This window comes from Candidatus Merdisoma sp. HCP28S3_D10, from assembly GCF_052065835.1.
Lineage (GTDB): Bacteria > Bacillota > Clostridia > Lachnospirales > Lachnospiraceae > Laedolimicola.
This window is the reverse complement of record NZ_JBQHTG010000001.1, coordinates 680,122-695,595: the sequence shown is the minus strand read 5'-3', so window position 1 is coordinate 695,595 and position 15,474 is coordinate 680,122. Positions and strand designations below refer to the sequence as shown.

Here is a 15,474-nt window from a genome sequence, read left to right as displayed (position 1 = left end):
GTGTTACAGTGTTACTGCGTACTCGTAATCCATCATAAAGTTGGTAACGCCGTCCATAGCCAGCTCCCGCGGATCCAGTTCCAGCTCGCCATCGCGAATCTTATTGTAGGAAATCGGCATATACTGATGCAGCATATTCATCGGGACAGGGTACTTGCGCAGGTTTGCGAAAAGCTGATTCATAGCCTCCGTTACCTCCGGCTGGCCGATGTAGTAGCGCGCGCGGTCAGAGAAGCTGTATTTTCTTGCCTGTGCCATCTGCTTTTCATCGCCGTGATAGTGCTTCTGCCAGTTGGCCGGGTTCTTCAGCATAACCTCGTCCAGAGTTTCGATAAAGTGAGCCTGCTCAGCTTCCGGAACCAGTTCCTTTTCCATGAAGCTTAAAGCAAACAGCGCTTCGCGCAGTCCATAGGTCAGAGCCGGTCCAACTTTCAAAATAGCAATGCCGTCCTGACACATGTTGCGAAGACTCTGGGGACTCTGATAGTCTGCGGAATGTCCCTCGAAGCAGACCTCCGGGTATTCCTCCAGAGCTGCGCACAGATCTACGGCCGCGTCATGATTGTACATGAATACCTGATCGTCGCCGAACTCTACGCCGGGCTGTACGACAACAGCGATGACATCGTTCATGCCATCCTCGATGCCTTCTTCTTTGAAGACACGGCGGTAAGTAGCTACGGTATCACGGAAAGCGTCCGGGCTGGTAACAGCCAGGGTGTCCTCAGCTTCCTGAGCGCCGCCCGGGATCGGTACTTCGCTTCCGATCACAAATACAGGGCGCATAGCGTCCGGCTTCTCAGCCTTCAGTTCTTCGTAACCTTTCATAGCGGACTTGTAAAGGATTGCGCCGCGGCGCGCGATGGTCTCAGTGGAAAGAAGTCCTTCCGGATCATCGGCAACTTTCATGCTGGTATCCAGGTGGATCTTGGTGAAGCCTGCGCGGGCATATTCATATACCAGCTCGATGGATTTTTCCATAGCTTCCTTCTCCGGCAGATTCTGCCAGGTCAGCGGTCCTAAGTGGTCGCCGGCCAGAATCATCTGATGCTCCGGTACGCCGATTTTTTCAGCTATCTCAAGAACCAGCTTATAGAAATCCTTCGGGAGCATTCCGGTATATCCGCCGTACTGGTTTACCTGATTGGCGGTTGCTTCGATGAGAACCGGTCTGTTCAGAAGCTTTGCGCGGCGCAGAGCCGTCTCAAGAACCAGTGGGTTAGCGGTACAGTAGGAAGGAATGCCTGCCTTGATGCCATTGCGGCGGTCTTCCATCATTTTCTGAAGTGGGTGTTTCATGTGGGTAATCCTCCTTAATATATGTATCTGTAAAAAACTCTACAAGACTGCATGGTATTCATACAGTCTTATTATAGAGATATCAGACGGAAAATGCAAACCTCATATCGGATTCATTTTTTATAACTGGGCTGCGCCTTTACAGTAGGTCTGGACAACGCTGTAATCCTTCTCCAGAACTACGATGTCAGCGTCGTAGCCTACGCCGATAGCACCCTTGTGATCGTCGAGACCCAGGCAGCGGGCCGGGTTGATGGTGCAGGCATTCAGGGCGTAGTTAAAGGGAACCATAGCTTCCTCAACCAGGATACGAAGGCCCTGATTCAGGCACAGAGTGGAGCCTGCCAGACCGCCGGTGGAGGTCAGGTGAGCGCTTCCGTCCTCATAAATGATAATCTCATTTCCGCCGAAGATGTATTTGCTTCCGGCCGGAGAACCCTTCGCCATCAAAGCGTCGGAAACCATGATGCTATAATCCGGTCCCTTGGACATAAAGTAATTATTCAGGGCAGCCGGTGTGGAATGGTTGCCGTCGCAGATAATCTCGCCGTACATGGTGCGCAGGCGGTAAGCAGCGCCTACCAGACCGTTATCACGGTGCTTAAAGGGAGTCATGCCATTGTATACATGGGTCATGGAACGGGCGCCGTGAGCATAAGCGAGCACGGCCTGCTCATAGGTTGCCGCGGAATGTCCGATGCTGACTACAACGCCGTTCTCGGTGAGGTAACGGGTCAGGGCGAAATCATCGTCGGTTTCGGTAGCCATGGTAATGTATTTAATATGTCCCTTTGCAGCCTCCTGATAACGCTTGAACTGCTCAATGGTGGGTTTTACGATGTACTGCTCCGGCTGCGCTCCCTTATAAACCATATCCAGATACGGTCCCTCGAAGTGGATACCGAGAATTTCAGCTCCTTCGTATCCCTCGTCCATAACCTTTGCCACATTGGCAACGGCGTTGGTCAGAACTTCTTCACTCTGGGTAATGGTAGTAGCCAGTAAAGAGGTGACGCCTTCGCTTACGATATTCTTGGTCCAGTTGCGAAGCCCCGCTTCATTGGCGTCGTTGGTGTCGAAGCCGAACGCGCCGTGGCAGTGGATATCCATAAAGCCCGGAACGATGCGGAGATCGCCGTAATCCTTGTCAGCGGGTTTGCTTCCATAAGGAAGAACTTCTGTAATCTTTCCATCTTCGATCTCAAGCTCTGCGGCAATGAACTGATCTGCGATCCAAACCTTTTTACTCTGAATCAACATAATAAAAATTCCCTCCTGTTTTATTTCGTAAATGTGTTCTAACCCTATTATAACACCCGTTTTTAAAATGAATTTGCATTTTTTAGGACAAAGATTATGAGTTTTAGTAGCCATATTGTTTTTTGAAAATGGTGTGCTATATAATGATATCAGACACGGGAACCCACAAGAGGTGTGCCCAAACCCACAACAAACAAATATCATAATAAGGGGGAAAATGAGATGACCATTTTCAATGTAACCGATGAAAAAATGAAAGAAACATCTTCCACATTTACGCTGACTGAGATTCATCAGCAGCCCTCCACCTGGAGAAAAACCTGCGCGCAGATCAAGGCATGCAAGGATGAGCTTCAGAAGTTCATCGACCAGGTTGTAAAGCAGGATGATTTCGATATCGTTCTGACCGGAGCAGGAACCAGTGAGTTCGTAGGAAACTCTCTGTATCAGGCGCTGAATCAGAAGTATAATTATAAGGTAAAGTCCTTCGGAACGACAGACCTGGTTCCGTCACCGGAGTGCTTCCTTTCCGCAACCAAGCCGACCCTTCTGGTAAGCTTCGGACGTTCCGGAAATTCACCGGAGTCCCTGGGCGCAGTAGAGAACGCTGAGGCAGTCTGCAAGAATCTGTATCATCTGTTCGTAACCTGCAACCATGAGGGAACACTTTCCAAGCTGGCAAATGACAGACATAACTGCTTTGCTATCAACCTGACACCGGAGACTCATGACCAGTCCTTCGCTATGACCTCCAGCTTCTCCAATATGTATCTGGCAACTTACCTGGCATTCAACCTGGATCGCCTGGATGAGATCTGCGAGGCAGTTGAGAAGATCGCTGCAGCAGGTGAAGTATTCCTGGATCAGAACTGGACTGCCGCAAAGACGATTGTAGACGAGTTTGATTTCAACCGTATCGTATATCTGGGAACCGCAAGCCTGAAGGGCGTATCCCAGGAGTCCGCTCTGAAGATGCTGGAGCTGACAGCCGGTAAGGTAGCAACCATGTTTGATACACCGCTTGGCTTCCGTCATGGCCCGAAGTCCATTATCGATGACCGCACACTGACTGTTGTATACTTAAGCGACAATGAGTATCAGAGACAGTACGAGATCGATCTGATTAAGGAAATGGGACCCCAGAGAAAGAAGAACCGCATCGTAGCTGTTATGAATACTCCTTGCGAAGCGATCAAAGGTCTGGTAGACTATACCGTAGAAATGCATATCGGTCAGTCTCTGGAGAACGTACTGCTTGGCTTCAACTACATTACCTTCGCACAGACTCTGGCAGTCCTGAAGTCTCTGTCCTTAGGTATCACACCGGACAACCCCTGCCCGACAGGTGAGGTAAACCGTGTCGTGAAGGGCGTAACCCTGTATCCGTACACAGTAAAATAATTTCGGAGGACAAAGATTATGGTAGGATTACTGATTACCGGCCACGGCCATTTCGCCACAGGACTGGGCTCCAGCCTGCGCCTGATCACCGGCAATACAGAGAACATTGAATATGTGGATTTCGAGGCAGACCACTCCACAGAGACACTGGCACACAATCTGAATCAGGCTTTCGACAGACTGAAAAACTGCGACGGCGTACTGGTACTTTCTGACCTGGCAGGAGGTTCACCCTTCAAGACAGCGGTAGAGTGCAAGTTCGCAAGACCGGATCAGGCGATCGAGGTTATCGCAGGCTCCAACCTGCCGATGCTGATTGAGGGTTCCATGTCCATGGCTATCTATGAGAATCCGCTGGAGATGGCAGAGGCTCTGATCCCGACCGGAAAGGATTACATCATCCGGTTTGAGCTGGCCGAGCATAATGACGACACAGAAGAGGATGGTATCTAAGTATGAGAATGAACTGGGAAGTAATTGGCTGGACCTGTATCACACTGGCAGTTATCATGGGCGTGATTGCCCTGGTGCTGGCTGTCATTTCCGCAAGAAACGTGCGGAAGCGCCGTACAGAGCTTACAGAAGTACACACGGAACTGAAGATTGGCAGTCAGGTCATGTTTGGAGGCGGAATCTACGGTAAGGTTGTAGGAATCGAAGATGAGACCGTCAATGTCGAGGTGGCAAAGGGAACCGTCATTAAGATTTCCCGGTTTGCAATCCAGTCTCTGGAAAATTAAAAAGTATAAAAAGCGGAGGCTTTTCCCAATCGGGAAGGCCTCCGCTTTTTGTATCAGTTTTTCTCTTAGGATTTATAAATGGTTTTGGCGTATTCGCTGGGCGCCATGTTGTATTTTTGGGTAAAAGCCCTGGAAAAGTAATGGATGGAATTGAAGCCGAGCATCAGGGCAATTTCGCTAATGGTGTACTTGTTTTCACAAATCATCTGGCGGCTCTTTTCCAGCTTCAGCTCATTGATATACTTTTTAGGCGGCATGTCCATATTTTCCTTGAACAGGATCTGCAGGGAAGAACGGGACATGGAGAACTTCTGACAGATCTCCGCAATTGTGATAGGCTCATAGAGCGTCTCATCAATATAAGTAAGAATCTTCTCCAACAGCTCGTCTTCATAATGCTGCCGGGCCGTAGTGACCGGTTTTTCGGACTTCTGGCCGATAAATTCAGACTGCAGCAGACGGATAATGGTTTCCTGCAGCAGGCAGAGCATCAGACTGTTCATATAAGGAATCTCGGAGGTGCTCTCTGATACGAAGGTCTTGATCAGCGTATAGATCTTCTTATCGTAAGAAAAGATCTTGTTGAGCAGCAGCTCGTAATGGGTACTCTCCACATCGTAGACGATGGTTTCCATATCAAAGATAATCGTCACATAAGAACAGGAATGTCCCTCGGCAATGTTCTGCGTATGAAACTGGCCGGGACCGTAGATCATCAGTTCCTTTTCCCGGATGGTATAGCTTTTTCCATCCACTTCCGTGAGCAGCTCGCCCCGATCCACATAGGTCAGCTCAAAATATCCGTGTGTCTCTCCTTTGAAGGAATAGCCCGAATTCCGGATATTGTAATAATATCCGAGAATTTCGCTGATTCGCACGCGGGGAAGAATCCGGCGGAACAGGTAGGGGGAGGACAGGGTCTCCAGAGAATAGCTGTAATCGGAAGTGGCGATCATCTTGCAGGTCATATTGGAAGTGACCGCAATCAGATTCCAGTACAATCCGGGTTTCAGCTTTACATTACGGTGAACCGCAAATTCCTGCAGCTTACCAGAGTCAAGGGTTTCCCCTACGATAAGGACAGCCATACCGTCCTCGATCTCCAGATATACTTCACAGTCGAAGTGATAGAGCTGATTCAGGCTCCTCTTGGCAATCAGATGCAGTTCACGGCTGATCATGCCGGTTTCATTCTGGGAAACAGGCTGATCATAGATAGAACCAAAACGTTCAAATTCCAGGCTGGATGTCTTTAATTGCATAAATTACCTCCATATATAGGGAATATTATACCTTTTTTCAGTCAAAATGTCCAGAAAACCCTAGAACAATTATAAAAAAAGAATAAACTTGATTAACAGAAACTAAAAACAACACGAACTCAACTAAAAACTACAAATACAAAGCAAGTAAAAGGATATATAATAAAATCACCTTGAAGGGGATTTTCGGGGTACATCATAACAAGGAGGGAATGAAAATGCCCAATATCGTTTTAACACGTATTGACAACCGTCTGGTTCACGGACAGGTTGCAACACAGTGGTGCGGAAGCATCGGCGCGAACTTAATCCTGGTTGCCAATGATGAAGTAGCTGGAAACAAGCTTCGTCAGGGACTGATGGATATGGCAGCTCCGTCTTATGCTTCCATGCGTTACTGGACCATTGAAAAGACCATCTCTACCATTCACAAGGCATCTGATAAGCAGCTGATTTTCATCGTATGTGAGAATCCGCAGGATGTACTGAAGCTGGTAGAAGGCGGCGTGCCGATTAAGAAGGTAAACATCGGCAATATGCATATGGCAGACGGCAAGCGTCAGGTTGCAGGTTCTGTAGCTGTAGACGACGCAGATGTAGCTGCATTTGCAAAGCTTCGTGATCTGGGTGTGGAGCTCGAGATTCGTCGTGTTCCGACCGAGGCAGCGGAGAACATTGAGAAGCTGTTCAAATAAGTTGTGAATTCCTATGAGGGGGATTTTAAGCAGCTTTATACTTATTGGAAAGGAGATTGTATAAATCATGAGTTTTAATGCAATTCAGATTTTACTGGTTGCTGTATGGTCCTTCATCGTGGCCATCGACCAGTTCGACTTATTGGAATCTCTGTACCAGCCTATCGTAACAGGAGCAGTCATCGGAGCAATCCTTGGTGACCTGCAGACAGGTCTTATCGTAGGTGGTACTTATCAGTTAATGACTATCGGTAACATGCCGGTTGGTGGAGCTCAGCCGCCTAACGCCGTAATTGGTGGAATTATGGCTACTGTATTCGCTATCTCTTCCGGTCTTGATACCAGTGCAGCAGTTGGTCTGGCTGTTCCCTTCGCTCTGATCGGACAGTACATGGTAACCATTCTGTTCACCGTTATGTCTCCGCTGATGTCTACAGCAGACAAGATGGCAGAGAACGCAGACACAAAGGGTATCGTTCGTCTGAACTACCTGGCTATGGGCGCTCTGGGACTTCTGTTCGCTATCGTTTGTGTAGCTGGTCTGCTCGGCGGAAGCGCACTTGGTGAGACTCTGACCGCTATTTCTGAGAAATACGCTTGGATCATGACTGGTCTCAGCACTGCTGGTGGAATGATGCGTTTCGTTGGATTTGCTATCCTGCTTCGTATCATGCTTTCCAACGACCTGTGGGGAATTTATTTTGCAGGTTTCGCACTTGCAACCATCATCGGCTACATTCCGGAGCTGGCAGGTTCTGCACTGCTTCTGATTGCTTTTGTTGGTATCGCAATTGCACTGTACGATTTCCAGACACGCGTTGCTATTAAGCAGAACGCTGGAAATGGTGGAAACGGAGGTGAAGAGGATGGCATCTAATGCTACAACTTACAAGAATTTAACACCGGCTCAGCCGCTTGATAAGAAAACTCTGAACAAAATGGTATGGCGTTCTCTGAATCTGCAGGCATCCTTCAACTATGAGAGAATGCAGGCAGCAGGATGGCTCTACTGTATCCTTCCGGGACTGGAGAAAATCCATACCGATAAGGAAGACCTTTCAGCTTCTATGCAGCACAACCTGGAGTTCTTCAATACTCATCCGTTCCTGGTAACATTCGTAATGGGTATTGTACTTTCTCTGGAGCAGCAGAAGGCTGACATCAACATGATTCGTTCCGTACGTGTTGCAGCTATGGGACCCCTGGGTGGTATCGGAGACGCTATCTTCTGGTTCACTCTGGTTCCGATTACCGCTGGTATTACAGCAAACATGGCTATTAACGGATCCCTTGCAGGACCTATCCTGTTCCTTCTGATCTTCAACATCGTTCAGATGGTAGTTCGTTTCTGGCTGATGAACTGGTCTTACGAGCTTGGTTCCAAGGCAATCGAGCTTCTGACCGCAAACGCAAAAGAGTTTACACGTGCAGCTTCCATGCTGGGTGTATTCATCGTAGGTGCTCTGACATCTAACTACGGTGGAACAACGGTAGCTCTTGAGATTGCAAACGGCGACAGCCCGATCGTTATCCAGAGCATTCTGGACGGCGTTCTGCCGAAGCTGATTCCGTTGACCATCACACTGGGTCTGTACTTCCTGATTAAGAAGAAAGGCTGGACTCCGGTTGCTTGTATCGGACTTCTGCTGGTAGTAGGTCTGCTGGGAGCACTGGTAGGAATCTTCTAAGGTATTTGAGAATTACATAATGGCTTATATCTCTCTTCGGAGAGTATGATAGGCGATGGTTATGATAACCTGAAATCCCAGAAATGGCGTTGTTTTCCGGCTTGCCGGTAAGCAGCGCCTTTTCTTTTTATGGAATAAAACACACCCCGTCTGTCGGGCGAATTCGCGCCGCAGGCGGGGTGTGTTATCGTAAGTTGTGATTCGGGAGCTTTGCCCTTACTCCTGGCCGTCCCAGCAGTAGGTGCAGAGCTTGCATTTATCCAGGCCGGTAGCTTCGATCAGATCGTCCAGGCGGTTGAAGCGCAAGCTGGTAAAATTCAGCTGCTTACGGATTTCTTCCTGCATGGCCTCGTAGCGCTCGGATTCCGGATCTGCGTATTCCTTGAGAATTTCGTCGGTAACATGACCGTTTTCCAGCTTCTCGATGACACGGCGGGAGATTAACTCCATTTCCGAGGTGGAACGGGAGAAATTCAGGTACTTGCAGCCGTACAGGATGGGCGGACATGCAGGCCGGATATGAACCTCCTTAGCGCCGCTGTGGTACAGAAATTCTGTGGTTTCGCTCAGCTGGGTACCGCGGACGATGGAGTCATCAATCAGCAGCAGGCTCTTACCTTCGATCAGATCATGTACTGGGATCAGCTTCATCTTTGCGATTAGGTTCCGTTTACTCTGGATGGTCGGCATAAAGGACCGGGGCCAGGTAGGGGTGTATTTGATAAAAGGACGGGAGAACGGGATTCCCGAAGCGTTGGAGTAGCCGATGGCTGCTGCCAGACCGGAATCGGGGACTCCGGCTACTGTATCGGGCTTTACCGTATCGCGCCGCGCCATCAGTTCTCCGCTGCGGTAACGCATTTTCTCTACGCTCAAGCCCTCATAGGTACTGGAGGGATAACCGTAGTATACCCACAGGAAGGTACAGATCTTCATATCCTTTCCGGGGGTAATCAGGGTCTTGTAGCCCTCCGGGGTGATGACGTCCACCTCGCCGGGGCCAAGGACATGTTCGGTATCGTAGCCCAGATTCAGATAGGCGAAATCCTCAAAGGACACGCAGTAAGCGTCTTCTTTTTTACCGATGACCAGAGGCGTCCGTCCCAGACGGTCACGGGCTGCGTAGATGCCCTTGGGAGTCAGGATAAGAAAGCTTAAGGAGCCGTCAATCACTTCCTGGGCGTAGTGAATTCCGTCGATGAGGTTCATTTTCTGATTAATTAGCGCTGCTACCAGCTCCGTGGGATTGATATCGCCGCCGCTCATTTCCAGAAAATGGGCATTTCCACGGTCAAAGATCTGTTGGGTGAGTTCCGCAGCGTTGTTGATGCGGCCTACGGTAGTGATGGAGAAGGTGCCGTGATGGGAACGCACCAGAAGCGGCTGGGGCTCGTAGTCTGAGATACAGCCAATGCCCAGATTTCCCTTCATTTCCTGCATATCCCGGTCAAATTTGGTACGGAACGGGGTGTTCTCAATGTTGTGGATCGCGCGGTCGAAGCCCTTTTCTCCATAGACAGCCATACCGCCCCGACGTGTTCCCAGATGGGAATGGTAGTCAGTACCGAAAAACAGATCAAACAAACAGTCGCCCTTAGATGCGACGCCAAATAATCCTCCCATAATATCTCCCTTTTCATATATTTAATATAGTAAAAATGATGTTGCAATCAATATTACGGTAGCATAGATTGGCGCATAAGTCCAGAAGGAAACGAAAAAATGACAGAAATCTCATGATATAGTCAAAAAGCCCGGATTTACACATTTTTTTCAAAAATTGCATTGCTGAAAATGCAATTTTGTAGTATACTAAGCACGATCCTAAAATATCATGTAAAGTGAGGAGATAATCATGGCATTAGTTACAACAACAGAGATGTTTAAGAAAGCCTATGAAGGCGGCTACGCTATCGGTGCTTTCAACGTAAACAACATGGAGATCGTTCAGGCTATCACAGAGGCAGCTGGAGAGCTGAAGTCCCCGGTTATTCTGCAGGTTTCCGCAGGCGCAAGAAAGTATGCAAACGCTACTTATCTGAGAAAGCTTGTTGAGGCAGCAGTTATCGAGAACCCGGATATTCCGATCGCTCTGCATCTGGACCACGGCGCAGATTTCGATATCTGCAAGTCCTGCGTAGACGGTGGATTTACTTCCGTTATGATCGATGCTTCCAAGTATCCGTTCCAGGAGAACATCGAGATCACAAAGAAGGTTGTTGAGTATGCACATGCTCACGGCGTAGTAGTAGAGGCAGAGCTTGGTAAGCTTGCTGGTATCGAGGATGATGTAAAGGTTTCCGCTGAGGATTCTTCTTACACACAGCCGGAAGAGGTTGAGGAGTTCGTTGACAAGACAGGCGTTGACTCTCTGGCAATCGCTATCGGTACAAGCCACGGCGCATTCAAGTTCAAGCCGGGCACAAAGCCGCAGCTTCGTTTCGACATCCTGCATGAGATCGAGAAGAAGATCCCGGGATTCCCGATCGTTCTTCACGGCGCTTCCAGCGTACCGCAGGAGTATGTAAAGATCATCAACGAGAACGGCGGAGCTCTGAAGGATGCTATCGGTGTTCCGGAGGATCAGCTGCGTGAGGCTGCAAGATCTGCAGTTTGCAAGATCAACATCGACTCTGACCTTCGTCTGGGCCTGACAGCAGGTATCCGCGAGGTTATGTTCGCTCATCCGGATTACTTTGATCCGAGACAGTACCTGACCGTAGCTCGTCAGAACGTAAAGGATGTTGTTGCTCACAAGATCCAGGACGTACTGGGAAGTGCTGGAAGGGCTTAAGTCTTACCGACGAAACCGTATATTCAATAAGACCGCAGAGAAATCTGCGGTCTTATTTTATGGAATAGAGAATTCTGTTAAGATAGGAAGAAAAGATGTATCAGAGAATAAAAAAGGGTTTTTGTCTGTTTCGAAAAGATATCCGGAGTCTCCTTCCGGCGCTGGTGGGACTGGGTCTGTATTGGCTTGTGACCCATCTGCTGTTTGACCGTTTCTGTCCGGCACAGATTCTGTGGAATATTCCCTGTCCGGGCTGCGGCATGACCAGGGCTCTGGGCCTGGTACTGACCGGGCGGTTTGCGGAGGCCTGGAAGCTGCAGCCGCCGGTGTATGGCTGGATTGTGGCGGGAGTCGGCTTCTGTACACAGCGATATCTGACAGACAGTTCCCGAAGCCGTTCCGGCATGGAAAAGAAAGCAAAGAGGTGGCTGGGAATTTTGCTGCTTCTGCTCATATGGGGACTTTTGTTGTACCTGTGGAGACTGCTGTATGGCTTTCCGGTCAGCGTGATGGATCCGGGTAAAACGCTGTATGAGCTGCTGAGGGGAATGTAAAAGTTAAGGTTTTATGAAGTGGATTGTCGGAACAGACAGAACATGATACACTGATATTATAACTATGAAAACGGGAGCCCGGGATGCGGCAGCCTGTAAAAAGTACAAGCAAATGAGGAGGACAGTGCTATGGAGGATTGGTACAACAACGACGCACAGACAGAAGCAAAAAGAACCGACGATACAGGATATCAGCAGCCTTATCCGGATCCGTATCAGCAGCCGATTCAGGAACAGCTGCAAAACCAGTATCGGGAACCTCAGAGTGATCTGGAGGAGCCGGTAACCATGGGCGAATGGCTGATTAGTATGCTGATTCTTCTGATTCCCTGCGTGAATATTGTCATGATGTTTGTGTGGGCCTTCAGCACCAAGGAGAAGAAGAGTAAGTCCAATTATTTCAAGGCATGTCTGATTTTTACAGCTATTGTGCTGGTGATTTATATCATTCTGATTGCTGTTTTCGGAGTGGCAATTTCCTCCGCGATTAGTTCCGGTATGTACTATTAAGCGCTTCCGGAATCGATTTTCCAGAATATGATAAACTAAACCTTAAAATCAGGTGAAAGCATGTTTTCTGTTCTGGTACAGCTATTTTTACTGACGGCGGCCCTGTCGGTCGACATCTTTGCCGTTGGGTTCACATATGGAGCGGGCAGAATCCGATTATCATCGGCTGCCCGCTTTTGCATGACCGGGCTGCCGGCTCTGGTCCTGACCTTGTTCATGGGACTGGGCGGCGCGGTGGAAAATTATTTCCCGGAAAAAGTATCCCGCATTCTGGGGACCGCTCTGCTGGCGGGGCTTGGACTCTGGAATCTCTGGGAACGCCCGCCCCGGGAGACTGTGACAAAAGCAGATAAAAATCAGGATCAGGTAATAAGCAGTCCGGAGGCCCTGGCGTTGAGCGCCGCGCTTTCTCTGGACAGTCTGGCGGGTGGAATCGGAGCGGGTACAGGGAAAGCGGTGTATCTGGCCGCCGCATTTGCCTTCGGGCTTCTGACCGGACTGGCCGCATTGCTGCTGGGAGAGGGGTGTGGGGCGCGTCTGTGTAAAAGTATGCGGTTCCGGCCGGGACTTCTGGGAGGCGGAATCCTCATACTTCTGGCGTTCTGGAGAATGAATGGATAAAAATCAGCAGCTCATGGGCCAGCAGCGGTACAGCCGCCAGGAGGATCAGGCGCAGCCACTCCTCCGGAGTGAGACGGCAGGTTCCGAAGGCAGTTACGAAAAAGGGACATTCGGTTACCAGGGCCTGCAGGCCGACGCCAAGGAAGAAGGCGGCCAGCATCAGCTTATTTTCCAGGTGATTCATGCGGAAAAAGCCGGTTTCTACATCCCGCATGCCTACGGCGTGGAAGAGCTGGGAGATTCCAAGCACGGTGAATGCATAGGTCTGACAGCGGGTCAGAAGCCCGGGATCCTCAAGAAGGGTGCGTAAATGGTCCAGGGTCAGCGGAAGCCCTGCATGGCGGAGACTCTCCACAGGCAGGCACAGAAAGGCGGCTGTGCTGATAAAGGCAATGAGAAAGCCGTAGAAGAGCGTGCAGGAGAGTCCGCCGGAGGCAAACAGGCTCTCGTCCCGGGGACGGGGTGGCCGCCGCATAAAATGGGACGGATCCTCCGGATCGACACCGAGAGCCAGGGCAGGCAGGCTGTCCGTAATCAGGTTAATCCAGAGAATGTGACCGGGCTTCAGCGGAGGATTGAAATTTAGCAGAATGGCTGCCAGCATGGTTATGATTTCCCCAAAATTCGAAGACAGCAGAAAGAGCACGGCTTTTTTGATATTGGCATAGATTCCCCGGCCCTCGGCAATGGCGCTGGCGATGGTGGCAAAATTGTCATCTGTCAGGATCAGATCTGCGGCATTTTTCGCCACATCGGTTCCGGTCATTCCCATAGCCACGCCCACATCGGCGGCCTTCAGGGAGGGAGCGTCATTGACGCCGTCGCCGGTCATGGCCACGATATGCCCGGACGCCTTAAGCGCCCGGACGATCCGAACCTTGTGCGCAGGGGATACCTGGGCAAAGACAGAACAGCGCAGGGCTTCCCGGGCAAATTGCCGGTCGGAGAGGCTGTCGATCTGATTTCCGCTCAGACAATCGGAGGCTTTCCTGGCAATGCCAAGCTCGCGGGCAATGACAAGGGCTGTGTCCGGCCGATCCCCTGTGATCATAACGGTCCGCACGCCGGCTTTTTTGAAATCCTGTATAGCCTGTACGGCTTCCGGGCGAATGGGATCCATCATGCCTACGATACCAAGAAAGGTGAGACCTTCCTCTTTCGGCTTCCGATCATTGGTTCGCATGGCCAGGGCGAGAAGCCGGAGAGCCCGGCCGGACAGGGTGTGGAGAACTATTTCCAGATCCCGGCGCCTGGAGGGACTTAAAAGGACTGTCTGCCCATGCTCCCAAAGGGTGTCGCAGCGGCTGAGAATGATGTCCGGGGAACCCTTGGTATAGGAAATGGTGCCGTTCCCCTGCCGATGGAGGGTCGTCATCATTTTCCGCCGGGAATCGAAGGACAGTTCATCGATACGGGGCTGCGTCTGCTCCAGGGCAGGACGGGACAGGCCAAAGCGCCCGGCCAGATCCAGAAGCGCCAGTTCCGTAGGGTCTCCCAGTCGGGAGTCCGGATCCCGCACAGCGTCATTGCAGAGAGCCAGGCCGGTGAGAAAAAGGCGATCCCGGGCCGGATCCAGCCGGGAAGCCTCCACCAGCCTTCCGTCGCTCCAACAGGCGGTAACGGTCATGCGGTTCTGGGTCAGAGTGCCGGTCTTGTCGGAACAGACGGTGCTGACACAGCCCAGGGTTTCCACGCTGGGAAGGCGTTTTACAATGGTATGGACCCGCACCATGCGGGAGACGCTCAGAGCCAGGACCAGGGTTACGACAGCGGGTAGGCCCTCCGGAACGGCTGCCACCGCCAGAGAAATCGCGGTAATCAGCATTTCCGGGATATCGCGCTTCTGCAGGACTGCAACGCCAAACAGAAGGGCGCAGAGAATGACAGAAACGATGCTTAGGATACGTCCCAGATCCGCAAGCCTGCGCTGCAGGGGCGTCGTTTCGCCGGAATTGCTGTCAATGAGACTGGCGATGTGTCCAACCTGGGTGTCCATGCCAATGGCGGTGACGACGCCTTCGCCCCGTCCATAGGTGACATTGGTTGACATAAAAACCGGATCTCCCGCCACTTTTTCTACCGGAACAGATTCCCCCGTCAGGGAGGATTCCTCCAGCTTCAGGCTGACGGCGGAGGTAAGCGTCAGATCAGCCGGAACCTGCCTGCCGGCATCCAGGCAGACCATATCTCCCGGGATCAGATTCCGGGCTGGAATTTCCGTGATTCTGCCATTTTCCCGGATCAGGGCTGTGGGACTTGTCATCTGCTTCAGGGCGTCCAGGGCTTTTTGGGCTTTGCCCTCCTGTACGACGCCGACAAGGGCATTTACCAGGATAACGGTCAGGATAATGAGGGCATCGCTGAATTCTCCCAGAAGGATGGAAATGGCAGCAGCCACAAAGAGGACGAAAATCAGAGGATCATTTAACTGTTCCAGAAAGGTTTCCACAGGCGTCTTTTTGTGGCTGTCTTTCAGTGTATTTTGTCCGCGCAGAGGTTCGTGGGGGCTGGCAGTGTGTTTCATAGGGCATGAATCCTTTCCTGTTTGTGTTAAAGTATGAAAAAAAGGACAAAGGTATACCAGATTTGGAACTTGTCAAGGAGAAAAGGATCGCATATAATGTAATGTAGTAGTTTAAGCTGCGGAACG

General features: G+C 50.6%; 15 protein-coding genes. 10 read left to right on the top strand and 5 right to left on the bottom strand.

Annotation, left to right across the window (positions count from 1 at the left end; translation table 11 throughout):
- Window positions 1-3 precede the first annotated feature (3 nt).
- Together ACTNCH_RS03170 and nagA are read right to left on the bottom strand one after the other, a co-directional pair.
- Window positions 4-1,299, bottom strand: coding sequence for a class II D-tagatose-bisphosphate aldolase, non-catalytic subunit (locus tag ACTNCH_RS03170; protein WP_441014835.1), 1,296 nt, complete (start codon window positions 1,297-1,299; stop codon window positions 4-6).
- Window positions 1,300-1,419: 120 nt separating this feature from the next.
- Window positions 1,420-2,559 (bottom strand): N-acetylglucosamine-6-phosphate deacetylase, encoded by a 1,140-nt coding sequence (nagA, locus tag ACTNCH_RS03165; RefSeq protein WP_441014837.1) that lies wholly within the window; start codon window positions 2,557-2,559, stop codon window positions 1,420-1,422.
- Between the two features lie 222 nt (window positions 2,560-2,781).
- On the opposite strand from nagA, the gene ACTNCH_RS03160 reads away from it, so the two are divergent.
- Genes ACTNCH_RS03160 through yajC form a run of 3 tightly spaced genes read left to right on the top strand, consistent with a single transcriptional unit; the run spans window position 2,782 to window position 4,700 of the window.
- Entirely contained in the window at window positions 2,782-3,960 is a 1,179-nt protein-coding gene (locus ACTNCH_RS03160; RefSeq protein ID WP_441014839.1) for an SIS domain-containing protein, read from the top strand.
- Between the two features lie 18 nt (window positions 3,961-3,978).
- A complete protein-coding gene (locus tag ACTNCH_RS03155) occupies window positions 3,979-4,413 on the top strand; it encodes a PTS fructose transporter subunit IIA (protein ID WP_441014841.1) in 435 nt (144 codons plus the stop codon).
- 2 nt (window positions 4,414-4,415) lie between these two features.
- Window positions 4,416-4,700 carry a preprotein translocase subunit YajC gene (yajC, locus tag ACTNCH_RS03150; protein WP_441014843.1) on the top strand — a complete coding sequence of 95 codons (285 nt, stop codon included), beginning with the start codon at window positions 4,416-4,418 and terminating at the stop codon, window positions 4,698-4,700.
- Between the two features lie 65 nt (window positions 4,701-4,765).
- Here the strand turns inward: yajC and ACTNCH_RS03145 are convergent, their stop codons facing one another.
- A complete protein-coding gene (locus tag ACTNCH_RS03145) occupies window positions 4,766-5,962 on the bottom strand; it encodes an AraC family transcriptional regulator (protein WP_441014845.1) in 1,197 nt (398 codons plus the stop codon).
- Window positions 5,963-6,180: 218 nt separating this feature from the next.
- Between ACTNCH_RS03145 and agaV the strand changes: the two genes are divergently transcribed.
- The 3 genes from agaV to ACTNCH_RS03130 all read left to right on the top strand — a co-directional run bounded on the left by agaV (window position 6,181) and on the right by ACTNCH_RS03130 (window position 8,345).
- Complete coding sequence (gene agaV / locus ACTNCH_RS03140) at window positions 6,181-6,657, top strand: PTS N-acetylgalactosamine transporter subunit IIB (RefSeq protein WP_441014847.1); 477 nt, start codon at window positions 6,181-6,183, stop codon at window positions 6,655-6,657.
- A gap of 67 nt (window positions 6,658-6,724) precedes the next feature.
- Window positions 6,725-7,534, top strand: a complete 810-nt coding sequence (locus ACTNCH_RS03135; protein WP_441014849.1) for a PTS mannose/fructose/sorbose/N-acetylgalactosamine transporter subunit IIC — start codon at window positions 6,725-6,727, stop codon at window positions 7,532-7,534.
- Window positions 7,524-8,345, top strand: a complete 822-nt coding sequence (locus tag ACTNCH_RS03130) for a PTS system mannose/fructose/sorbose family transporter subunit IID (protein WP_441014851.1) — start codon at window positions 7,524-7,526, stop codon at window positions 8,343-8,345. Before ACTNCH_RS03135 ends, ACTNCH_RS03130 begins: the two co-directional genes overlap by 11 nt.
- A 216-nt stretch (window positions 8,346-8,561) precedes the next feature.
- On the opposite strand, the gene ACTNCH_RS03125 is transcribed toward ACTNCH_RS03130, so the two are convergent.
- The gene (locus ACTNCH_RS03125) at window positions 8,562-9,968 is read right to left on the bottom strand and encodes an amidophosphoribosyltransferase (protein WP_441014853.1); all 1,407 of its coding nucleotides are present in this window, start codon (window positions 9,966-9,968) and stop codon (window positions 8,562-8,564) included.
- A 232-nt stretch (window positions 9,969-10,200) separates the two neighbouring features.
- On the opposite strand from ACTNCH_RS03125, the gene fba reads away from it, so the two are divergent.
- The 4 genes from fba to ACTNCH_RS03105 all read left to right on the top strand — a co-directional run bounded on the left by fba (window position 10,201) and on the right by ACTNCH_RS03105 (window position 12,824).
- The gene (gene fba, locus ACTNCH_RS03120) at window positions 10,201-11,139 is read left to right on the top strand and encodes a class II fructose-1,6-bisphosphate aldolase (RefSeq protein WP_441014855.1); all 939 of its coding nucleotides are present in this window, start codon (window positions 10,201-10,203) and stop codon (window positions 11,137-11,139) included.
- 95 nt (window positions 11,140-11,234) lie between these two features.
- On the top strand, window positions 11,235-11,693 hold the full coding sequence (locus ACTNCH_RS03115; protein ID WP_441014857.1) for a DUF2752 domain-containing protein: 459 nt from the start codon (window positions 11,235-11,237) through the stop codon (window positions 11,691-11,693).
- A 129-nt stretch (window positions 11,694-11,822) separates the two neighbouring features.
- The gene (locus ACTNCH_RS03110; protein WP_441014859.1) at window positions 11,823-12,203 is read left to right on the top strand and encodes a hypothetical protein; all 381 of its coding nucleotides are present in this window, start codon (window positions 11,823-11,825) and stop codon (window positions 12,201-12,203) included.
- Between the two features lie 60 nt (window positions 12,204-12,263).
- Window positions 12,264-12,824, top strand: coding sequence for a manganese efflux pump (locus ACTNCH_RS03105; RefSeq protein WP_441014861.1), 561 nt, complete (start codon window positions 12,264-12,266; stop codon window positions 12,822-12,824).
- On the opposite strand, the gene ACTNCH_RS03100 is transcribed toward ACTNCH_RS03105, so the two are convergent.
- Window positions 12,790-15,348, bottom strand: coding sequence for a cation-translocating P-type ATPase (locus ACTNCH_RS03100; protein WP_441014863.1), 2,559 nt, complete (start codon window positions 15,346-15,348; stop codon window positions 12,790-12,792). The two genes, ACTNCH_RS03105 and ACTNCH_RS03100, sit on opposite strands and share 35 nt — an antisense overlap.
- Window positions 15,349-15,474: the final 126 nt, after the last annotated feature.